At 66.3% G+C, this 21,701-nt stretch carries 20 protein-coding genes; 13 read left to right on the top strand and 7 right to left on the bottom strand.

Annotation, left to right across the window (positions count from 1 at the left end):
• The first annotated feature begins 73 nt into the window (after nt 1-73).
• The 3 genes from IB223_RS18005 (at nt 74) to fabV (ending at nt 3,708) form a co-directional block, all read left to right on the top strand.
• On the top strand, nt 74-712 hold the full coding sequence (locus tag IB223_RS18005) for a suppressor of fused domain protein (protein WP_192203165.1): 639 nt from the start codon (nt 74-76) through the stop codon (nt 710-712).
• Nucleotides 713-884: 172 nt separating this feature from the next.
• Nucleotides 885-2,321 (top strand): amino acid permease, encoded by a 1,437-nt coding sequence (locus IB223_RS18000; RefSeq protein ID WP_192203164.1) that lies wholly within the window; start codon nt 885-887, stop codon nt 2,319-2,321.
• Between the two features lie 169 nt (nt 2,322-2,490).
• Nucleotides 2,491-3,708, top strand: a complete 1,218-nt coding sequence (fabV, locus tag IB223_RS17995; RefSeq protein WP_192203163.1) for an enoyl-ACP reductase FabV — start codon at nt 2,491-2,493, stop codon at nt 3,706-3,708.
• Nucleotides 3,709-3,904: 196 nt separating this feature from the next.
• Here fabV and IB223_RS17990 read toward each other — a convergent pair whose 3' ends face one another.
• Both IB223_RS17990 and IB223_RS17985 read right to left on the bottom strand, forming a co-directional pair.
• Nucleotides 3,905-4,573, bottom strand: a complete 669-nt coding sequence (locus tag IB223_RS17990) for a DUF1080 domain-containing protein (protein ID WP_192203162.1) — start codon at nt 4,571-4,573, stop codon at nt 3,905-3,907.
• A gap of 1 nt (nt 4,574) precedes the next feature.
• Nucleotides 4,575-5,744 carry a class I SAM-dependent rRNA methyltransferase gene (locus IB223_RS17985; RefSeq protein WP_192203161.1) on the bottom strand — a complete coding sequence of 390 codons (1,170 nt, stop codon included), beginning with the start codon at nt 5,742-5,744 and terminating at the stop codon, nt 4,575-4,577.
• A gap of 241 nt (nt 5,745-5,985) precedes the next feature.
• Here IB223_RS17985 and IB223_RS17980 point away from each other — a divergent pair, with 241 nt between their 5' ends.
• Nucleotides 5,986-6,945 (top strand): TerC family protein, encoded by a 960-nt coding sequence (locus IB223_RS17980; protein ID WP_192203160.1) that lies wholly within the window; start codon nt 5,986-5,988, stop codon nt 6,943-6,945.
• A gap of 90 nt (nt 6,946-7,035) precedes the next feature.
• Nucleotides 7,036-7,821, top strand: coding sequence for a rhomboid family intramembrane serine protease (locus IB223_RS17975; protein ID WP_192203159.1), 786 nt, complete (start codon nt 7,036-7,038; stop codon nt 7,819-7,821).
• Between the two features lie 149 nt (nt 7,822-7,970).
• Here the strand turns inward: IB223_RS17975 and IB223_RS17970 are convergent, their stop codons facing one another.
• Nucleotides 7,971-10,250 (bottom strand): TonB-dependent receptor, encoded by a 2,280-nt coding sequence (locus IB223_RS17970; RefSeq protein ID WP_192203158.1) that lies wholly within the window; start codon nt 10,248-10,250, stop codon nt 7,971-7,973.
• A gap of 262 nt (nt 10,251-10,512) precedes the next feature.
• Here IB223_RS17970 and IB223_RS17965 point away from each other — a divergent pair, with 262 nt between their 5' ends.
• Entirely contained in the window at nt 10,513-11,532 is a 1,020-nt protein-coding gene (locus IB223_RS17965; RefSeq protein ID WP_192203157.1) for a TIGR00266 family protein, read from the top strand.
• Between the two features lie 52 nt (nt 11,533-11,584).
• Nucleotides 11,585-12,649, top strand: coding sequence for a patatin-like phospholipase family protein (locus IB223_RS17960; protein ID WP_192203229.1), 1,065 nt, complete (start codon nt 11,585-11,587; stop codon nt 12,647-12,649).
• 78 nt (nt 12,650-12,727) lie between these two features.
• Here the strand turns inward: IB223_RS17960 and IB223_RS17955 are convergent, their stop codons facing one another.
• The 4 genes from IB223_RS17955 to IB223_RS17940 all read right to left on the bottom strand — a co-directional run bounded on the left by IB223_RS17955 (nt 12,728) and on the right by IB223_RS17940 (nt 15,059).
• Entirely contained in the window at nt 12,728-13,342 is a 615-nt protein-coding gene (locus IB223_RS17955) for an N-methyl-D-aspartate receptor NMDAR2C subunit (protein WP_225591194.1), read from the bottom strand.
• Nucleotides 13,343-13,512: 170 nt separating this feature from the next.
• On the bottom strand, nt 13,513-13,815 hold the full coding sequence (locus tag IB223_RS17950) for a putative quinol monooxygenase (protein WP_192203155.1): 303 nt from the start codon (nt 13,813-13,815) through the stop codon (nt 13,513-13,515).
• An 84-nt stretch (nt 13,816-13,899) separates the two neighbouring features.
• Nucleotides 13,900-14,580, bottom strand: coding sequence for a glycosyltransferase (locus IB223_RS17945; RefSeq protein ID WP_192203154.1), 681 nt, complete (start codon nt 14,578-14,580; stop codon nt 13,900-13,902).
• On the bottom strand, nt 14,577-15,059 hold the full coding sequence (locus tag IB223_RS17940; RefSeq protein ID WP_192203153.1) for an Lrp/AsnC family transcriptional regulator: 483 nt from the start codon (nt 15,057-15,059) through the stop codon (nt 14,577-14,579). The genes IB223_RS17945 and IB223_RS17940 overlap by 4 nt, the downstream gene beginning before the upstream one ends.
• A gap of 129 nt (nt 15,060-15,188) precedes the next feature.
• Between IB223_RS17940 and phhA the strand changes: the two genes are divergently transcribed.
• The 6 genes from phhA to prpF all read left to right on the top strand — a co-directional run bounded on the left by phhA (nt 15,189) and on the right by prpF (nt 21,692).
• Entirely contained in the window at nt 15,189-16,073 is an 885-nt protein-coding gene (gene phhA, locus IB223_RS17935; RefSeq protein ID WP_192203152.1) for a phenylalanine 4-monooxygenase, read from the top strand.
• 46 nt (nt 16,074-16,119) lie between these two features.
• Nucleotides 16,120-16,575, top strand: coding sequence for an azurin (azu, locus tag IB223_RS17930; RefSeq protein ID WP_192203151.1), 456 nt, complete (start codon nt 16,120-16,122; stop codon nt 16,573-16,575).
• 148 nt (nt 16,576-16,723) lie between these two features.
• Nucleotides 16,724-19,339, top strand: a complete 2,616-nt coding sequence (gene acnD, locus IB223_RS17925; protein ID WP_192203150.1) for a Fe/S-dependent 2-methylisocitrate dehydratase AcnD — start codon at nt 16,724-16,726, stop codon at nt 19,337-19,339.
• A 43-nt stretch (nt 19,340-19,382) separates the two neighbouring features.
• Nucleotides 19,383-19,847, top strand: a complete 465-nt coding sequence (locus IB223_RS17920) for an SRPBCC family protein (RefSeq protein ID WP_192203149.1) — start codon at nt 19,383-19,385, stop codon at nt 19,845-19,847.
• Between the two features lie 99 nt (nt 19,848-19,946).
• Entirely contained in the window at nt 19,947-20,465 is a 519-nt protein-coding gene (locus IB223_RS17915) for a hypothetical protein (RefSeq protein ID WP_192203148.1), read from the top strand.
• A gap of 33 nt (nt 20,466-20,498) precedes the next feature.
• Complete coding sequence (gene prpF / locus IB223_RS17910; RefSeq protein WP_192203147.1) at nt 20,499-21,692, top strand: 2-methylaconitate cis-trans isomerase PrpF; 1,194 nt, start codon at nt 20,499-20,501, stop codon at nt 21,690-21,692.
• Nucleotides 21,693-21,701 lie beyond the last annotated feature (9 nt).

Here is a 21,701-nt window from a genome sequence, read left to right as displayed (position 1 = left end):
TGGAGATGCGGCTTGACCCGCTCGAGCCGGCGGCGCACAGTCGCCGCGCACTGACCGCTTGGGGAAAGCCGGCATGCTGCAACGCCTCCGCACGCTGATGGGCGCCGCGCCCGATCCGCTGCCCGCACTCGCCGGCGCGCGGATCGCCGCATTGCGCGACACGCTGGGCGAACCCGAATACATCGACCGCGACGACGACCGCCGGCACCGCGTGGACGTGCACGTGTACGCACGCGAGTTCTCCGGCGGTGGCGACACCGGCCACGTGCTGGTCACCAGTGGCATGAGCGACCGCCTGATGACGATGCCGGAGGGCTATGACGGCGATGAATCCGCCGCGCGCGAGCTGTTCTGGTACGTCCGCGAGCCGCATCCGGACTTCATCGCCCAGCTGCGCTGGCTGGCCAAACTGCCGTTCGCCGAAGGCAGCTGGCTGGGTTACGGCCATACCGTGCCCATGCCCGTGCCACCCCTGGCCGCCTCGCCGTTCTCCACGTTCCTGCTGCTGCCGCCCGCGGTCGCGGCGGACCGGCACCTGTTCGACAACCTGCATCTGCACGGCCATGGCATAGAGACCCTGGTGGTGCACCTGCTGTCGGATGCGGAGTACGACCTGGTGCGATCTGACGAGGGCCTGGATGTGTTCCTCGACCTGCTGGATGTGCACCACTACCCGCAGGTGTTCGATCCGTCGCGATCGTCCTACCTCTGAGCGATCCCGCATCGCGTGGTGCGGCGCCGATTGCCAGCCCGTGCCCTGCCCGCTTAGGCTGCGGACGGCCCCGGGGCGGGGATTGCGCCGGCGGGTCCTGTCCTCCCCCTTACCATTCCTGCGCCGGCCCATCGCCGGCGTGCAGTCCCGTTGACGCATTCGAGGAGTTTCCATGACCTGGCTACGGCGCAAATCCATCGACCGGATCACCGAGCACGAAGAGGGCCGCCGACTGGTTCCCACGCTGAGCTGGCCGCACCTGGTGGCGCTGGGTATCGGGGCCATCGTCGGTACCGGCATCTACACGCTGATCGGCGTGGGCGCCGAGAAGGCCGGGCCCGCGGTACTGATCTCGTTCATGGTCGCCGGCATCGTCTGCGCGTGCGCCGCGCTGGCCTACGCCGAACTCTCGACGATGATGCCCGCCGCCGGCAGCGCCTACACCTACAGCTATGGCGTGCTTGGCGAAGCGATCGCGTGGATCGTGGGCTGGAGCCTGATCCTGGAATACTCGCTGGTCGTCAGCACGGTGGCCGTGGGCTGGTCGGGCTATTTCGTCGGCTTCCTCGAATGGGTGCAGCAGAGCTTCGGCTGGAACGTCACCCTGCCCGCAGCGTTGTCGGCCGGTCCGCATGCCGGTGGCCTGATCAACCTGCCGGCCATCGTCATCACGTTCCTCGTCGCGGGGATGCTGATCGCGGGTACGCGTGAAAGCGCGACACTCAATGCGGTCCTGGTGGTGCTCAAGCTGATCGCACTGGCGGTGTTCATCGCGGTCGCCCTGCCGGCCTTCAACCCGGACAACCTGCAGCCGTTCATGCCGTACGGCTTCCCGAAATCGATCGGGCCCGATGGGGTCGAACGCGGTGTGATGGCGGCGGCGGCGATCATCTTCTTCGCCTTCTACGGGTTCGATGCGATCTCCACGGCGGCCGAGGAAACCAAGAATCCCGGCCGCGACCTGTCCATCGGCATCATCGGTTCGATGGTGGGCTGCACGCTGATCTATCTGGTGGTGGCGGTGGCCGCGGTGGGCGCCCTGAGCTACACGGTCTTCGGCCAGAGCGCCGAGCCGCTGGCGCTGATCATGCGCGAACTCGGCCACGGCACGGCCGCGCTGGTCATCGGCATCGTGGCGATCATCGCGCTGCCGACGGTGCTGCTGGCGTTTTTCTACGGACAGAGCCGCATCTTCTTCGTCATGTCGCGCGACGGCCTGTTGCCGCGCAATCTGTCGAAGGTCAACGCGCGTACCGGCACGCCGGTGGCGATCACCGTGTTCACCGCGGTGCTGGTGGCGGCGCTGGCCGGCGTGGCGCGCCTGGACGAAATCGCCGCGCTCGCCAATGCCGGCACGCTGGCGGCCTTCGTCGCGGTGGGCGTGTGCCTGCTGGTGCTGCGCGCGCGCGAACCCAACCGTCCACGCGTGTTCCGTACGCCGCTGGCCTGGGTGGTCGGGCCCATCGCGATACTGGGCTGCCTGTACCTGTTCTGGAGCCTGCCGCAGCGCACGCAGCTGTGGTTCCTGGTGTGGAACGCGGTCGGCATCGTGGTCTACCTGGCCTATGGTCGCCGCAACAGTATGCTGGCCAAGGGCGGCGACGCCTGATCGCGTCACGCAGCAACGAAACCGACAAGCGGGCTTCGGCCCGCTTTTTCTTTGTCCGCGCCCATCGATGCATTTCCCCATACGCCTGCGTGTGCACGCGTGATGCTTCATTCCCGGCGCCTGCGGCACTAAGATGCCGCGCAGGCACACCATCCCCCGGGTTACGACGTTGATCATCCATCCCAAAGTCCGCGGCTTCATCTGCACCACCACCCATCCGCTCGGTTGCGAACTCAACGTGCGTGACCAGATCGCCGCCACGCGTGCACAGGGCGTTCGCACCGACGGACCGAAGAAGGTGCTGGTGATCGGTGCGTCCAGCGGCTACGGCCTCGCGGCACGCATCAGTGCGGCGTTCGGTTTCGGTGCGGACACGCTGGGCGTGTTCTTCGAGAAGCCGGGCAACGAGAAGAAACCCGGCACTGCCGGCTGGTACAACTCGGCCGCGTTCGACAAGTTCGCCAAGGCCGAGGGCCTGTACAGCCGCTCGATCAACGGCGACGCGTTCTCCGACGAGGCGCGCGCGAAGGTCATCGAACTGATCAAGGGCGAAATGGGCGGCAAGATCGACCTGGTCGTCTATTCGCTGGCTTCGCCGGTGCGCAAGCTGCCGTCCACCGGCGAAGTGAAGCGCTCAGCGCTGAAGCCCATCGGCGCGCCGTACACATCCACCGCCATCGATACCAACAAGGACGCCATCACCCAGGCGACCATCGAGCCGGCCACCGAGCAGGAGATCGCAGACACCGTCACCGTGATGGGTGGCCAGGACTGGGAGCTGTGGATCGATGCGCTGGACAAGGCCTGCGTGCTGGCCGACGGCGCGCGCACGGTGGCCTTCAGCTACATCGGCACCGACATCACCTGGCCGATCTACTGGCACGGCGCGCTGGGCCGCGCCAAGGTGGACCTGGACGAGACCGCGCAGCGCCTGGACGCGCGCCTGAAGAACACTGGCGGCACCGCGAATGTGGCCGTGCTGAAGTCGGTCGTGACGCAGGCCAGCTCCGCGATCCCCGTGATGCCGCTGTACATCAGCATCGTGTTCAAGGTGATGAAGGAACTGGGGCTGCACGAGGGCACCATCGAACAGCTGGACCGCCTGTATCGCGAGCGCATGTACCGCACCGACGGCACGCCGGCCGAAACCGATGATGAGAACCGCCTGCGCCTGGACGACTGGGAGCTCAAGCCCGAGGTCCAGGCCCAGGCCAAGGCGCTGTGGCCGCAGGTGACCACGGAAAACCTGTTCCAGCTGACCGACTACGCGAATTACAAGCACGAGTTCCTGAAGCTGTTCGGCTTCGAACGCAGCGACGTGAACTACGACGCCGAGGTGGACCCGGACGTGCAGTTCGATTGCATCGAGCTGTCGCCGGAAAGTTGATCGTCTGCTTGGCGCATGGAAAGGCGGGCTTCGGCCCGCCTTTTTTCGTTGTTCTTTTTAGGAGCGACGTAAGTCGCGACCGCACGGCCGGCCAGCAGACAAATCATCAACGCTCGGTGGTGCGTCGGATCATCCTCTGGGGCCATCGACGCCTGTCAGCGTGCGGTCGCGACTTACGTCGCTCCTACACCGGAAGCTACGAGCAGTCGCGGCCCAGCGCGCGGACGCGCATGTTGCGCAGGTGCACAGCGTTGCCGTGGTCCTGCAGCGCAAGATGACCACGACGCGCCTTGGCGAACTGCGCCTGTAAGGCGAACTTGCTGGCGACCACGCGCTGGCGCCAGTCTTCGCTGTCCAGGTCGTACGCCGCGACACGCACGCCGTTAAGCCAGTGCTCCACGCGCGGACCGCAGGCGAGGATGCGTGCCTGGTTGTACTCGCCGATGGGGCGAAGTGCGTCACGCGCAGGCGCGATCAGGTCGTACGCGGCACCCGCGCGATGACTGGGTACGATGCGGTCTTCCGCTTCGCGGTCGTCCAGCAACTGGTACTCGACCGCCCGTGCCCATACCGGCGACACATCAATGGCACGGTAGAACAGACCACTATTGCCGCCGGGTGGCAGGCGCCACTCGAACTCCAGTTCGAAATCGCCGTACATCCCTGCGCTGATGATGTCGCCGCCGCCGGCTTCCGTGAGCGCGAGTTCACCACCCCGGACCTGCCAGCGCGGATCCAGCGTCGATCCGCCGACGGCGCGCCACTGCGATGCATCGACAAGCGATTGCCAACCCGCAGGCTGCGTCGATGCACAACCGCCCAACAGTGCGGCGAGCAGGATCGGAACGATCCGCGCGCCGCGCACCTCAATCCACCACGCGGCAGAACACCGCCTTCAGATAGCGCGATTCCTGCACGTGCGCCATGAACGGATGGTCGGGACCGGCGCCGGCGACTTTCAGGATCTGGATCGTCCGGCCGGAGAAGTACGCGGCGCGGCGCAACATGTCGAGGAATTGTTCCTCGCTGACCAAACCGGTGCACGAGAACGTGGCGAACAGGCCACCGGGCTTCACCACGCCCAGCGCGAGCTTGTTCATGTCGAGGTATTTCTTCAACGCGGCGATCACCTGCTCGCGGTCGCGCGTCATCTTGGCCGGGTCCAGGATCACCACGTCGTACTGCTCGCCGCGGTTAGCCGCATCACGCAGGTACGGGAAGATGTCGGCCTGCACGAACTTCGGCCGCACGTTGTTGAGCTTGGCGTTGCCCTTGGCGATCTGGATGACGTCCTGGTCGATGTCCACGCCGACCACCTCGGACGCACCGCGCGCCGCGGCATACACCGCGAAGCCGCCGGTATTGCAGCACAGGTCCAGCACGGTCTTGCCTTCCACCTGCCGGCTCAACCACTCGCGGTTCTCGCGCTGGTCGGCAAAGAAACCGGTCTTGTGCGCGCCCGCGGGATCGGCGCGGAACTTCACCCCGTACTCGGTAATGACGGCCGCTTCGGTGGTGGTGTTGCCGTGGAAGTCGAAGCTTTCCTGCTTCTGCACGTGTTCGTCGGCGAAGCTGTGGAAACGGCAACCGGGGAACTGCTCGCGCAGCGCCTCGTAGATCCATTCGCGATGGCGGAACATGCCGGCGGCGAAGAACTCCACCACGATCAGGTCGCCATAGCGGTCCACCACCAAGCCGGACAGGCCATCGCCTTCGGCATGCACCACGCGCCAAGCATCGCTGATGGCATCCAGTTTCAGCACGTCGCGGCGCAGCGACACGGCATCGGCGATCTTGCGCGAGAACCAGCCGGCGTCCACCGGGATGTCGGGATGCGTTTCCAGGATGCGTACGGCGATGCGCGAGTGGCCGTTGTAGAAGCCGCGGCCGATCCACTCGCCATCCACGCCGACCACTTCCACGACGGTGCCCGGCTTGGGCTTGGCGGCGGGCTTCTCGACCAGTTTCTGGAAGATCCACGGGTGGCTGGAACGCCAGGCGTTCTTCAGGCGTACGGTCGGGTTGGGGGTATTCATGAACGCATTTTACCCGCGCGGTTGACCGCATCGCGCGCCACCCGGACAATTCGCGGCAGAAGGGGAGTAGCTCCCAACGTGCCGGCCGTCATTTCGAGCAGCGATGCTCCGGTCCCACGGCAGCCCACCGGGCTGTGAGCGAGACCTTCGCCGCGATGGCGAAGGCACCCCCGGACTCCCGTTTCCCCGGTTTCCGAGATGTCCGCGCCTGCGGCCGTCCTCCACTTTTTCGGGAATCTCGATGGAAACGATTGGCAACCCCTGGTTATGGGCCGGCTTCGGCGGCCTGGTGGTGATCGCACTGCTGGTCGACCTGGTGCTGATGCGCCACGGCGGCGCGCACAAGGTGACGTTCAAGGAAGCGATGTGGTGGAGCCTGGGCTGGATCGCCCTTGCCATGGCGTTCAATGGCGGCCTGTGGTGGTACGTGAACGAAACCGCCGGTTTCGTCGAAGCCAACCGCGTGGGCCTGGAGTTCCTGACCGGCTACCTGGTCGAGAAGGCGCTGGCGGTCGACAACATCTTCGTGTTCCTGATGGTGATGACGTACTTCGCGGTGCCGGAGGAGCAGCGCCAGCGCGTGCTGGTGATCGGCATCCTCGGCGCCATCGTCCTGCGCAGCATCCTGATCTTCGCCGGTGCGGCGCTGCTGGCGAAGTTCCACTGGCTGCTCTATCTCTTCGGCGCGTTCCTGCTGCTGACCGGCATCAAGATGTGGTTCGCCGCCGGCAAAGAGCCCGACCTGGAGAAGAACCCGGCGCTGCGTTGGATGCGCAACCATCTGAAGCTCACCGACGGTTACCGCGGGGCCGCGCTGAGCGTGCGCGAGAACGGCGTGCGCTGGTTCACCCCGCTGTTCGTGGTGCTGGTGCTGATCGGCGTGACCGACGTGATCTTCGCAGTGGACAGCATCCCGGCGATCTTCGCGATCACCTCCGACCCGTTCATCGTGCTGACCTCCAACGTGTTCGCGGTGCTGGGCCTGCGCGCGATGTTCTTCCTGCTGGCCGGCATGGCCGACCGCTTCCACCTGCTGCCGTACGGGTTGGCGGTGGTGCTGGGCTTCATCGGCACCAAGATGCTGCTGATCGACGTGTACAAGATCCCCGTGCCTTGGGCGCTGGGCACGGTGGCGCTGATCCTGGGCGTGACCGTCGCGCTGAGCCTGGCGCGGCCGGCCAAGCCCGACGCAATGGGCTGACCGGCAACTGGCAGACCATCCCGCACGCGGGATGGTCTGTCCATCATGGACCGGCCTTGCATTCGCCCGGGCCGCCGCCAGAACTGGACCATGGACCTGCACCCCGACGACCCGGCGTTCGATCCGGAATCCCAACAGCGCCACGACCGCAAACGGCTGCTGCGCGCGCTCAACCTGAGCCTGGCCTTCGTGCTGTTGCTGGCCATCGTGTACTCGGCCCAGAGCAGCTTCGACGTGCGCGCGTTCACCATCTCGCCACTGTCGGTGGAGGGTCTGCTCGGCATCCTCACTGCGCCGCTGCTGCATGGCTCGCTGGAACATATCGCCGCGAACGCCTCTGCCTTGCTGATCCTCGGCACGCTGGCCGGCGCCGTCTATCCCCGCGCCACGCTGTGGGCGATTCCGCTGGTGTGGCTGGGCGCCGGGCTTGGCCCGTGGCTGCTGGCCGATCCGGGCACGCACACGCTGGGTGCCAGTGGCCTGACCCACGGCCTGATGTTCATGATCTTCATGCTGGGCCTGCTGCGTCGCGACCGCGCGGCGATCGCGGCCGGCATGATCGCCTTCCTGTTCTACGGCGGCATGGTGCTGACCGTGCTGCCACGCGAAGCCGGCGTGTCATGGCAGGCGCACCTGGGTGGCGCTGTGGCGGGATTGATCGCGGCGTTCCTGTTCCGTCGCCTGGACCCCGAATTGCCGAAGAAGAAGTACAGCTGGGAGATCGAGGAAGAGGAAGCCGCCGCGCGTGTCGACGATGAGCTCGAACTGCCGGCGCCGCGCGAAGTCCCGCTGCTGTGGTTGCGCCCGGAGCATCCGGAAGTGGAACAGCGCGGCGTGGTGTTGCGCTTCCCTCCGCGCGAGCCGCCGACGTCGTGACGCCTCTTGTGGGAGCGACGCAAGTCGCGACGGGATGGCACTTGGTCTAGGACAAAAGGAAAAGGCAGACCATCTCGATCTGCCTTTTCTTCTTCCGGATGATGACGCGGTGCCCGGTCGCGACTCACGTCGCTCCTACAGTGGAACCATCAGAACTTCGCGCTGAACTCCACACCCACCGTGCGCGGCTCGTTGATGAAGCCGGTCAGGTTGTTGAAGTCGATGCCGCCGACGATGCGGGTCTGGTCGGTGATGTTGCGACCGAACACCGCGACCTCGTAGTCGCCGTAGTTCCACGCGTAGCCGATGCGCAGGCCGCCTTCCAGCGAGGACTTGCCGCGGAACTCCGGCGACTCGTACAGGAAGAAGTTCACTTCACTGCGGTAGGCCCAGTCGGTGTAGATGTACAGTTCGGCACCCTCACCCAAACCGATGCCGTAACGTGCGGTCAGGTTGTGCACCCACTTCGGCGCCTGTGGCAGCGGATTGCCATCGATCGAATAGCCGGCCGGCGTCAGCGGATCGGTGACGGTGCAGCCGCCGCCGCAACCCGGCACGGTGAGGTTGGCGTCCTTGATCTCGGTATCGTTGTAGCTGCTGCCCAGCGTGACCAGCAGGCTGTCTGTCAGGTACGCCTCCAGGTCCAGTTCGAACCCCTGTCCAACGCTCTTGTCGGCATTGAGCAGCGTGGCGATGTTGGAGCCGCCACCGACCGCGATGATCTGCTGGTCATCCACGTTGTAGCGGAACACGTTGAAGCCCAGGCGCGCGCGCTTGTCCCACAGGTCGGCCTTCACGCCGATCTCGTAGGAAATGACTTCCTCCGAATCCGCCGTGGACACGCCGCCATTCGGTGCGGTCGCGGCGGCGAACAGCAGGCGGCCCTGCACCGACGGCGCACGGAAACCCTTCGCAACGCGGCCGTATACGTTGACGTCGTCGTTGATCGCGTAGACAGCGCTCAGGTCCCAGCTGACATCGTTGACGTCGGTGCTGACGCGGTACGGGCCACCGACCGGCGCGCCGAACGGCGCCGCTTCCAGCACGCTGGCGCTGAAGTCCTTCTTGTCCTGCGTGTAGCGCACGCCGCCACGCAGCTTCAGCTGCTCCGTGACGTCGTATTCGCCGGAGGCGAACACGGCCCACGCCGTGTTTTCCTGCTCCTGCACGGCATGGCCAGCGCGCGGGTTGCCCGGCGTCAGCGAGTCGTAGTTGAAGCTGTCGATGGTGATGTCTTCCTTGAAATAGAAGACACCGGCCTGCCAGTTGAACTTGCCAGCGTAGTCGGACTCCAGGCGGAATTCCTGCGTCACCTGCTTGTGGTCCGGCAGGCCGTCGGCAGACTCGGACGCGAACGGGATCACGCCCGGGCCTGAGTCAGGCAGGAACACGGCACCGTAACCCCCGTCGATGTCGCCGCGGTTGAGCGATTCGGCGGTTTCGTAGCCCGTGATCGAGTACAGGCTCAGGTTGCCGAAGTCCCAGCTCAGGCGCGCGCTTCCGCCCCAGGTGTCCAGCCACGAGAAGTTCTGCCCGTCGACCGACACCTTGTCCTTGTCGAAACCGGGCACGAAGTTGTTGCTGCCGGGATCGATGATGTTGGCGCGGAACAGGCGCGCAGTGCCGTTGAGCTGGCGCTTGTGCAGGTTCAGCAGGGCTTCGAACGCATCGCCTTCGTAAAGGAACTGCACGCGCGCGGCGGATTCGTCGTAACCCTCGAAACCGTCGCTGGTGCCGGCGGCGTAGGTGTTGGATACCCAGTCGTCCTTGCGCTGGTACAGCGCGGAGACGCGGGCAGACCAGCGCTCGCTCAGGGGGCCGCCGACGGCACCCTCGAAGTTCCACATGTTGTCGGTGCCGTAGGCGAGCTGGGCGTAGCCCTCCACTTCACGGGTCGGCTTGGCGGATTCGAACTTCACCACGCCGGCCGGCGTGTTGCGGCCGAACAGCGTGCCCTGCGGGCCGCGCAGCACTTCGATGCGCTCCAGGTCGAACACCGGGAAGCCCTTCAGCAGCGGGCTTTCCTGGACGACTTCGTCGTAGATCAGCGAAACAGGTTGCGAGGCATTGAGGTCGAAATCGGTGTTGCCCAGCCCGCGGATATAGAAGCGCGGGAAGGCGCGGCCGTAGGACGACTCGATGTTCAGGCTGGGCACCCGGCCGGACAGGAAGCGCACGTCGTTGCCACCGGAACCGAGTACGTCCAGCTTCTCGGCGCTGACATTGGAGATCGACACCGGCACGTCCTGGATGTTCTCGACCTTGCGCTGCGCGGTCACTTCGACGGTGTCGAGGGTGGTTGCACTCTGCGGCGCCGGCTCGGCGGGTGCGGGCGTTTCCTGGGCGAGGGCGGTGCCGAAAGGCAGCAGCGCGGCGATGGCAAAGGCGAGGCGATGCGGCCGGGCGGCGGCCGGGCGGAGTCGGGACATGGCGGTGGCTTTCCGAGTGGGTGGGAGTCGGGGCGCGCGGAGGCGCTAGCACGCGAATGTTGCATTACAGCAACAACAGGGGCAATGGCCGGAAGTCCCGTTCCTGACGAAGGTAACGGCGGTTGCCCGCCCCGGTCCGCATTTCCGTACGCCAGGCGGCCGACCGGTACGTTTGGGCCAACGACGTGACCGCTGGCAGGTGACGGCACGCGGGGACGGCGAGCTAGACTCGGCGCCCTTTCCAAGCCTCAGGATGACGCCCATGACGCACTGGTTCTTCAATCTTCCCGGCAGCGCCGACCGCACCGGTCCGCTGGACGAAGACGCCGCCCGCGCCTATGCGCAGCGCAATCCCGGCGCGCTCGGCTGGCGTGAAGGCATGCGCGAGTGGAAGCCGGTGCGCGAGCTGCCCGAACTGGCCGCTGGTGCCACGTCGCCGCCCCACCTGCCGCCCCTGCCGGGCGCCGGTGGCCGCCGCGGCGCCGACGAGATCGACTTCCGTATCGTCGGCGGCGACATGCAGTTCGTCGAAGTGGAACTGGACCCCGGCGAAAGCGCCATCGCCGAAGCCGGCGCGCTGATGTTCAAGGACAGCAGCGTGCAGATGGACACGGTGTTCGGCGACGGCTCGCACAGCGGCCAGGGCGGCGGCTTCATGGACAAGCTGTTCTCCGCCGGCAAGCGCGTGCTGACCGGCGAGAGCCTGTTCACCACGCTGTACACGCATACCGGCCAGGGCAAGGCCAAGGTCGCCTTCGCGGCGCCCTACCCCGGCACCGTGCTGGCGATGAAGCTGGACGACCACGGCGGCCGCCTGATCTGCCAGAAGGACAGCTTCCTGGCCGGCGCGCGCGGCGTCACCGTCGGTATCCACCTGCAGCGCAAGATCCTGACCGGCCTGTTCGGCGGCGAGGGCTTCATCATGCAGAAGCTGGAAGGTGACGGCTGGGTATTCGTGCACGCCGGCGGCACCGTGGTGGAGCGCGAGCTGCAGGCAGGCGAACGCATCGACGTGGACACCGGCTGCGTGGTGGCGTACCACGCCAGCGTCAACATGGACGTGCGGCCGGTCAGCGGCATCAAGAGCATGTTCTTCGGCGGCGAAGGCGTGTTCCTCGCCACGCTGACCGGCCCGGGCAAGGTCTGGATGCAGTCGCTGCCGTTCTCGCGCCTGGCCGGCCGCATGCTGCAGGCCGCACCGCAGGGTGGTGGCCAGAATCGGGGCGAAGGTTCGGTACTGGGTGGCCTGGGCCGGATCCTCGACGGCGACAACAGTTTCTGAAGCCGCGAGTGCGGTTGGCCCTCATTGCGGCGGCGCGCTGTATGCTCCGCCGCTGGTCGCCCCACCCTGCCCTCTCCCCATGCGCCTGATCTCCCGTTCGCGTCCCTTCCTGTTCGCGTTGTGCGCGGTTCTGCTTGCCGCTTGCGGCGGCGACAACGTGCGACCCGCACCGCCCGCCGCCGTGGTGAAGCCGTTGCCGGCGGTGCCGAAGCCCAGGGTCGGCATCGCACTGGGCGGCGGCGCGGCGAAGGGCTTCGCCCACATCGGTGTGATCAAGATGCTGGAAGCCAACGGCATCGAGCCGCAGGTCGTCTCGGGCACCAGCGCCGGCAGCGTGGTTGGCGCGCTGTATGCCAGCGGCATGGATCCGTTCCAGATGCAGAAGCAGGCGTTCGCGCTGGACGAGGCGAAGATCCGCGACGTGCGCCTGTTCTCCGGCGGGCTGGTGCAGGGATTGAAGCTGCAGGACTACGTCAACGAGCTGGTGGGCAAGCGCACCATCCAGCAGTTGAAGAAACCGTTCGCCGCCGTGTCCACGCAGCTGGAGAATGGTGAGCGCACGGTGTTCGTACGCGGCAACACCGGCCAGGCGGTGCGTGCGTCCAGCAGCATTCCCGGCGTGTTCGAACCGGTGGTGATCGGCAAGGCCAGCTACGTGGATGGCGGCGTGGTCAGTCCGGTACCGGTGGATGCCGCGCGCCAGCTGGGCGCGGATTTCGTCATCGCGGTGGACATCTCCACCAAGGCGCCCGGCACCAAGCCCGGCAGCATGCTGGGCATCGTCAACCAGTCCATCGGCATCATGGGCCAGCGCCTGGGCGAACAGGAACTCGCGCGTGCCGACATCGTCATCCGGCCGAAGGTCAACGATATCGGCCCGGCCGACTTCGAGCAGAAGAACAACGCCATTCTCGAAGGCGAACGCGCCGCGCTGGCCGCCATGCCGCAGATCAAGGCGAAGCTCGCCGAGCTGCAGCGCAGCCGCAATGCCGCGCATGCGGCGAGGCACGCCCCGCCCAAGCCCGATCCGCGTTGCCTGGAAGAACCCTCGCGCCTGGGTCGCCTGTTCGGCCGCGACGTGAAGTGCGATGCGGCTGGACAACCCGTAAAACAGTAGCGCGGAGCGTGCTCCGCTGCTCCCGATCCCTGCGCTCAACGAATTCCTGACCCCGTACGGAGCCGGGCAAGCCCTGCTCTACGCGGTGGTGACGCGGAGCAGGTTGTCCCGCGCCCTCGCCTCCAGCGCGTCATGGAAGTACGGCGTGCTATAGATCGCGGGACGGTCGAGGAAGCCCTTCAGGATCTCGCGTCGCTTGCGCCGGAACAGGAAGCCGGGGACGTAGGCGTATTCCTTGCGGATCTGCTGCTCGTACTCGTCGAAGCGCGTGCGTTCCGCGCCCAGGATCGACAGGTCGATGTCGACCAGCAGTCGTTCATCGTGTCCTGACGGCACGGCGGTGTGCCGCGTGGCCATGACCAGCGCATGCACGCGCTGTGCAGCCTCTGCCGCGACGCCCGCATCCCGCAACGCATCGCGTGCCCAGTCGGCACTGCGCTGCTCGTTGTCGTGGGCCTTGATGTCGTAGATGGCGTCATGGAACCACAGCGCCAGTTCGACTTCGTGTGTGTGCGCGGCCAGCGCATGCGCGCGGTCGAACGCCAGCAGGCATTCCCCCAGATGTTGCAGCGTGTGGTAGTGGCGCTGGGGTTCGGCATACGCCGCCATCAACTGCGCGAACAAGGCACCGCCCTCGCCCGTCGCGCCGATGCCGGTCCATGCGCGTTGCCAGGATCCGGGGAAGATGTCCATGGTTGCAATCCAGGCGGAGGGCGGTGTTCCCATTGCAGGAGCGACGTGAGTCGCGACCGCACGGCGTGAACATCAATGTACGCACGAAAAGACCGTTCCGCATCACTCCAGGATCACGCCTCTCCTGTCATCCCGACAGCGTGGGCGTGCGGTCGCGACTCACGTCGCTCCTACAAGGATGGAAGCAACCCGTGCCCGCCCACCGGTGCGGTTTCGATGTGGCTGTCGAATCCCGCGATCAGCGGCCGCGCCTTCGCGATGGCCTGCTGCACGGCCGGCAACGTGAGCGAGGCCTTGTGACTGGCCGCATCGGTCCAGACCTCGGTGATCCAGATCGTATCCGCATCGGCGGGATCACTCGCGATCACGTAGCTCAGGCAGCCCGGCATGGCTTCGGTGCCTTCCAGCAGAATCGCGAGCAGCGCGTCGCGCTGGCCCGGTGTGGCGCGCATCTTGCCGATCAGTCCGTACATGGTGGTCTCGAGGGTCGGTAACCGCGTGCGTTGTAGCACGTGTCGCGGACAGGATCCGCGTGGACGCGACCTGGGGACGCTGCGCTAGTCACCCCACTTCGCCAGATAGTCGCCGTAGGCGGCCTGCCAGGCATCCGACCCGAACGCGCCTCCACTCTGGTGCGTCAACGCGATCGGCCAGGTCCCCAGGCGCAACCCCGCCTGCCTGGCGGACCGGCAGAAATCCATGTCGTAGAAGTGGAAGCCGAAGCGCGGATCGAACTCGACGCGCGCCCGCGACAGGGCTGCCCGGCGTGCGGCGAGGAAGACGCCATCCAGCAGTTCGCAGTCGGCAGGCATGCCGCCGAAGTAGGACACCCCGCCAAAAGGATATGCGCCGTGCGCCACCCCGCCCGACAGGTGGGCCTTGTCGTCCCATGCCAACGTCATGTCGGCGAACGCCCATGCGGGCTGACGGGGCTGCCTGCGCCGGTTGCCTGCCACGCCGACCACGTCGTAGCGGAGCAGCGCGTCCTGCAAGCGGTCAGCGAGGAAGCTGTCGTCGATCCAGACATCGTCGTGCACGAATACCAGCACATCACTGTCCTGGCTTTCCCTGATCGCCTGGTTGTAGACCTCCGGCAGGCCACGACCGTTCTGGTACGCGATCTGGCTCCGGATGCGCGCGTCGAACGACAGCCGGCGCAACGATGTCCCCAGCGCACTGGCCTCCCGGAAATCCCGCTCTGTCCGCCGTGTCGCGCTGACAACCATGATCGATGTCATCCGGCATACCCCAATGGCAGGCCGGCGTCGGTCTTCACCGCGCGCAGCACGAAGCTGGAATTGACGTCGGCCACGCCGCTCGCGTTGAGCAGCCTGTCCAGCAGGAAGCGGGAGAAATGCTCCAGGTCCTGCACCACCACGTGCAACAGGTAGTCCATGTCGCCGGTCAGCGCATAACAGGCCACCACTTCGTCCCAGCCCCGCACGCCATCCCCGAAGTGCTGGACGCTGGCCGGGTCGTGCTTCTCCAGTTGCACGCGGACGAAGGCCTGCAGCCCGAGCCCGACCGCCTTGGGGTCGACGCGGGCGGCGTACCCGGCAATCACGCCCGTCGCCTCCAGCCGCTGGATGCGGCGCAGGCAGGCCGAGGGCGACAGGTTCACCTGCGCCGCGATGTCGGCATTGGTGGCACGGCCGTCGCGCTGCAGCAGCGCCAGCAGGCGCAGGTCAATGCGGTCGAGAGAGGCAGGTTCGGTCATTTGCTGCATAGGATAGCCTGTTCACGCAATTTCATTGCGCCGCTGGTCGGTGTGGGCGCAATTTCGCAAGCCTGTTGCGCGCGTCTGCCGCTAGCATCGACCTATTCCTCCTCCCTCCGGGAAGTCGCCATGAACGAGCCTCGCCGCGTCGAGCACCAGCAGACCGACAAGGGCTACGTGCCGGTCTACACCACCGCCATCGTCGACCAGCCCACCGAGTACCCGGCCGACGACCATGCCACCTGGGGTGCGTTGTACGAACGCCAGCGCGCGCTGCTGGTGGGGCGCGCCTGCGACGAGTTCCTGCAGGCGCAGGATGCGATGGGCATGACGCCGGACCGCATCCCGCGCTTCGATGAACTGAACGCGGTGCTGCGCGCCACCACCGGCTGGCAGCTGGTCGGGGTGGAAGGACTGCTGCCGGAGCTGGAGTTCTTCGACCACCTGGCCAACCGACGTTTTCCCGTCACCTGGTGGATCCGCCGGCCGGACCAGATCGACTACATCGCCGAACCCGACCTGTTCCACGATCTGTTCGGCCACGTGCCGCTGCTGATGAACCCGGTGTTCGCCGACTACATGGAGGCGTACGGCAAGGGCGGCGTGAAGGCGCACGGGATCGGTCCGGACGCATTGCAGCACCTGACCCGGTTGTACTGGTACACGGTGGAGTTCGGCCTGATCAACACGAAGGACGGCCTGCGCATCTACGGCGCCGGCATCGTGTCGTCGAAGGGCGAGTCGCTGTACTCGCTGGAATCGGATGCGCCCAACCGCATCGGCTTCGACCTGGAGCGGATCATGCGCACGCGCTATCGCATCGATACGTTCCAGAAGACCTACTTCGTCATCGACAGTTTCGAGCAGCTGATGAACGCGACCGCGCCGGACTTCACCCCAATCTACGCGCGGCTGGACGCGCAGGACGCGGTCCCCGCCGGCGACGTGCGTGATGGCGACAAGGTCTACACACGCGGCACCGGCGAAGGCTGGGCCGACGGCGGCGACGTCTGACACGCGCCGTACAATCGCGGGCATCCCTCTTTTCCGTGGATGTCCGATGCTCCGACGCCTGCTCCCGCTGTTCGCCCTCTGCGCACTGCTGCCCCTCTCCGGCGCCGCGTTCGCCCGCAACTGCGCGGTGACCGTCGAGGCGACGGACATGATGACCTTCAACCTGAAAACCATCCGCGTGCCCGGCGACTGCGCGCAGCTGCGGGTGGTGCTGAAGCACACCGGTCGCATGCCGGCGCAGGCGATGGGCCACAACTGGGTACTGGCCGAAACACGCCATCATCGCGAGCTCGGCCTGGCCGGCGGCCGCATGAAACTGGCCGACGACTATCTGCCCCGCAACGACGCCCGCGTGATCGCCCGCACGCCGGTGATCGCCGGCGGGCAGACGACCGAGGTGGTGTTCCCGACCTCGCGACTGCGCAGGGGCGGCGACTACACCTTCTTCTGCACCTTCCCCGGGCACTGGAACATGATGAAGGGCAAGCTGGTATTCGAATGACCCGCGCATGTTGATGGTCTTCATCAACGCATCGGTGATTTCTTGCCGGTAACAGGCGTTTTCCCGGCCATGGACACCTGCCTCCGGTAGCATGTCCTCACGCGCCGACCCGCATCGCGCGCACCCCGTTCACAGCAGACGGCACGCCATGAATACCGATTTCCGCACCTCGCTCCCGGGCACTGCGCTCGACTACTTCGATGCGCGCGCCGCCGTCGATGCCCTGCGACCCAACGCCTGGGCCACGCTGTCGTACACCGCGCGCGTGCATGCGGAGAACATCGTGCGTCGCGCCGATCCCGCGCGCCGCGACGACTACCTGCGCCAGCTGATCGAGCGCCGCCGCGACCTGGATTTCCCGTGGTTCCCGGTGCGCGTGGTCTGCCACGACATCCTCGGCCAGACGGCGCTGGTGGACCTGGCCGGCCTGCGCGACGCGATCGCCGACATGGGCGGCGACCCGGCCCAGGTGAACCCGGTGGTGCCGGTGCAGTTGATCGTCGACCACTCGCTGGCGGTGGAGTGCGGCGGCTACGACCCGGACGCGTTCGCGAAGAACCGCGCCATCGAGGATCGTCGCAACGAGGATCGCTTCCATTTCATCGACTGGACCAAGCACGCATTCAAGAACGTCGATGTCATCCCGCCCGGCAACGGCATCATGCACCAGATCAACCTGGAGAAGATGTCGCCGGTCGTCTACGTCCAGGACGGCGTCGCGTTTCCCGACACCTGCGTGGGCACCGACAGCCACACGCCGCACGTCGACGCGCTGGGCGTCATCGCCGTCGGTGTCGGTGGACTGGAAGCGGAGAATGTCATGCTCGGCCGCGCGTCGTGGATGCGTACGCCGGATATCGTGGGCGTCGAGTTGGGCGGCAAGCCGCAGCCCGGCATCACCGCCACCGACGTGGTGCTGGCGCTGACCGAATTCCTGCGCCAGTCGAAGGTCGTCGGCGCCTATCTGGAGTTCCGCGGCGAGGGCGCCGCGGCGCTGACCATCGGCGACCGCGCGACGATCTCCAACATGGCGCCCGAGTACGGCGCGACCGCGGCCATGTTCTTCATCGACGACAACACGCTGGATTACCTGCGCCTGACCGGCCGCACCGACGAGCAGGTCGCGCTGGTGGAGAACTACGCGAAGACCGCTGGCCTGTGGGCCGATGCGCTGGCGACCGCACAGTACGAGCGCACGCTGCATTTCGACCTGTCCACCGTGGTCCGCAACATGGCCGGGCCGTCGAATCCGCACAAGCGCCTGCCGACCAGCGCGCTGGTGGAGCGCGGCATCGCCGACGGAACCAAGCTGGAGGCGGGCAGGGCGGATGAAGCGCAGGGGCTGATGCCTGACGGCGCCGTGATCATCGCCGCCATCACTTCGTGCACCAACACGTCGAACCCGCGTAACGTCATTGCCGCCGCACTGCTGGCCCGCAATGCGAATGCGAGGGGCCTGGTGCGCAAGCCGTGGGTGAAGAGCTCGCTGGCACCCGGTTCCAAGGCCGTGCAGCTGTACCTGGAAGAATCCGGCCTGCTGCCCGACCTGGAGAAGCTGGGCTTCGGCATCGTCGCGTTCGCCTGCACCACCTGCAACGGCATGAGCGGTGCGCTCGACCCGGCGATCCAGCAGGAGATCATCGATCGTGATTTGTATGCGACCGCCGTGCTGTCGGGCAACCGCAACTTCGATGGCCGCATCCACCCGTATGCCAAGCAGGCGTTCCTGGCCTCCCCACCGCTGGTGATCGCCTACGCCATTGCCGGCACGGTGCGCTTCGACATCGAGAAGGATGCGCTTGGCGTCGATGCCGACGGCAGGCCGGTGACGTTGAAGGACATCTGGCCGAGCGACGAGGAGATCGACGCCATCGTCAAGGCGAGCGTGAAGCCGGAACAGTTCCGCAAGGTCTATGGACCGATGTTCAACGTGCGCGTCGAGCACGGCGGCAAGATCGAACCCCTGTACGCCTGGCGCCCGCAGAGCACCTATATCCGCCGTCCGCCCTACTGGGAAGGCGCGCTGGCCGGCGAGCGCACGCTGACGGGCATGCGGCCGCTGGCCGTGCTCGGCGACAACATCACCACCGACCATCTGTCGCCGTCGAACGCGATCCTCGCCACCAGCGCCGCAGGCGAGTACCTGACGAAGATGGGCCTGCCGGAAGAGGACTTCAATTCCTACGCCACGCATCGCGGCGACCATCTCACCGCGCAGCGCGCGACCTTCGCCAATCCGCAGCTGGTCAACGAGATGGCGGTAGTCGACGGCGAGGTGAAGAAGGGCTCGTTGGCGCGCATCGAACCGGACGGGCAGGTGGTGCGCATGTGGGAAGCCATCGAGACCTACATGGCGCGCAAGCAGCCGCTGGTCATCATCGCCGGCGCCGACTACGGCCAGGGCAGTTCGCGCGACTGGGCCGCGAAGGGTGTGCGCCTGGCGGGCGTGGAAGCCATTGTGGCCGAGGGCTTCGAGCGCATCCACCGCACCAACCTGATCGGCATGGGCGTGCTGCCGCTGGAGTTCAAACCGGGCGAGACCCGCAGGACCTACAGCATCGATGGCACCGAGACCTTCGACGTGGTGGGCGCGCGCACGCCGCGCGCGGCGCTGACGCTGGTGATCCACCGCGCCAGCGGAGAGACCGTGCACGTGCCGGTGACCTGCCGACTGGACTCGGACGAGGAAGTCTCGATCTACGAGGCGGGCGGGGTGTTGCAGCGGTTCGCGCAGGATTTCCTGGACGCGTCGAAAGCGGCCTGACCCGTTCGTCGTATCGGTACACCCACCGCACAGGAGTCCGATCATGTCCGAGAACACCGCCCCCGGTATCGTCCGCCTACATCGCGTGCTGCGCGCACCGCCTTCGCGCGTCTACCGCGCATTCCTCGATCCCGACGCGATGGTGAAGTGGCTGCCACCGCACGGCTTCACCGGCAAGGTCCATTCGATGGATGCCCGCGTGGGCGGCGGCTACACGATGTCATTCACCAACTTCGGTACCGGCTCCAGCCACTCCTTCGGCGGCACTTACGTGGAACTGGTGGAGAACGAATTGCTGCGTTACACCGACCAGTTCGACAACCCCGGCCTGCCGGGCCAGATGCACGTGACAGTCACGCTGAAGAAGAGCGTCGCCGGCACCGAGCTCAACGTCGTGCAGGAAGGCATTCCCGCCGCGATCCCGGTCGATTTCTGCTACCAGGGCTGGCAGGAATCGCTGGAGATGCTGGCGAAGCTGGTCGAACCCGAGATTCCGGACGGTGCGTGATGCTGTGACCAAGCAGTCATACGCGGTCATCAGGTGATAAGACCTTCTCATCCCCGCATTTTTTTCGCAGCACTGCCTCCGGTCGCATGGTCGGAGGACGTGCTGCAGCGTTTCATCTCCATTGGACTGATACGTGAGCTTGGAACAACCCTGTTTCCCTCCGGAAACTGGCATCAGTCCTTCTCGGAACGAATTTTCGATCCGACGACGAGGGACCGCGATGCGTTGCTGCGGGTCGGTGACCGTATCTCAGCACGCGCCTGCACGCTGCTGTTCAATCGCATCGAGGGGCCGGATCTCGCGGCTGCGAAGCAGCACTGTACATTGCGTGCCTACGGCAAGCCCAAGGCATTCCAAGAACTACTGGCGACCGTTCAGCGTTCGCTGGCCGACGCAGGATTCAGCCAAATCGCGACCGGCGTAACGCCGCACATTACCCTGAGTTACAGAGCTAAGCGCTCGTTCGACAGCATCCCGCTAGCTCCGGCGATCTCTTGGATGATCGACACCTTGTGCCTGGTGATTGGTAGCGGGGATCCCTACAGCTACGAAGTTATCGGGCGCTGGCCATTGCTGTCCGAGCTTGATCCACCTGCAACGCAACCTTCCTTGTTCTGAGCCGTACCACCATCAAAGTCATCGGTGATTTCCATGTCCCAGACCTCTCAAATCCGCATCCCCGCCACCTACATGCGCGGCGGCACGTCGAAAGGCGTGTTCTTCCGCCTGGAGGACCTGCCTGCACGCGCACAGGTGCCGGGGCCAGCGCGTGATGCCCTGCTGAGCCGCGTGATCGGTTCGCCCGATCCGTACGGCAAGCACACCGACGGCATGGGCGGGGCGACGTCGAGCACCAGCAAGGTGGTGATCATCTCGCCGAGCAGCCAGCCAGACCATGACGTGGACTATCTGTACGGACAGGTGCCGATCAACGAGTCCTTCATCGACTGGAGCGGCAACTGCGGCAACCTGTCGTCGGCGGTCGGGCCGTTTGCCATCGCGAACGGCATGGTCGATCCGTCGCGCGTGCCACGCGACGGCGTGTGCACGGTGCGTATCTGGCAGGCCAACATCCAGAAGACCATCGTCGCGCACGTACAGGTCAGTGGCGGCGAAGTGCAGGAAACCGGCGAATTCGAACTGGATGGCGTGACATTCCCGGCGGCGGAAGTGCAGCTGGAGTTCATCGATCCGGCCGACGAAGGTGAAGGAGAGGGCGGTGGCGCCATGTTCCCCACCGGCAACCTCGTCGACGATCTTGAGGTCCCCGGCGTGGGCGTGTTCACGGCCACGATGATCAACGCGGGCGTGCCGGTGGTGTTCATCGAGGCCGCAGCGCTGGGCTACGACGGCACCGAGCTGCAGGGCGCGATCAACGAGGACAAGGCCGCACTGGCGAAGCTGGAAGCGATCCGTGCCCACGGCGCGGTACGCATGGGGCTGGTGGACGATGTGGCGAAGGCCGCCGCGCGACCGCTGACGCCGAAGGTCGCTTTTGTCGCGTCGCCGAAGGATTACCTGTCGTCGAGCGGCAAGCCGGTGCGCGCGGCCGACATCGATCTGCTCGCGCGCGCCATGTCTATGGGCAAGCTGCACCACGCGATGATGGGCACTGCGTCGGTCGCCATCGCCGCCGCCGCCGCCGTCCCCGGCACGGTGGTCAATGCCGCGGCGGGCGGCGGCTCACGCGAGGTGGTGGTGTTCGGTCATCCTTCCGGCACGTTGCGGGTCGGGGCGGAGCTGAAGCAGACGGACGGCCAGTGGTCAGCCACCAGGGCCATCATGAGCCGCAGCGCGCGGGTGCTGATGGAAGGCACGGTGCGCGTGCCGGGTGACGCGTTCTGACAACGCCGC

It is taken from the genome of Pseudoxanthomonas sp. PXM03, assembly GCF_014852005.1.
Classification (GTDB): domain Bacteria; phylum Pseudomonadota; class Gammaproteobacteria; order Xanthomonadales; family Xanthomonadaceae; genus Pseudoxanthomonas_A.
The sequence above is the reverse complement of the archived record's forward strand: the minus strand, read 5'-3'. Positions and strand labels throughout refer to the sequence as shown.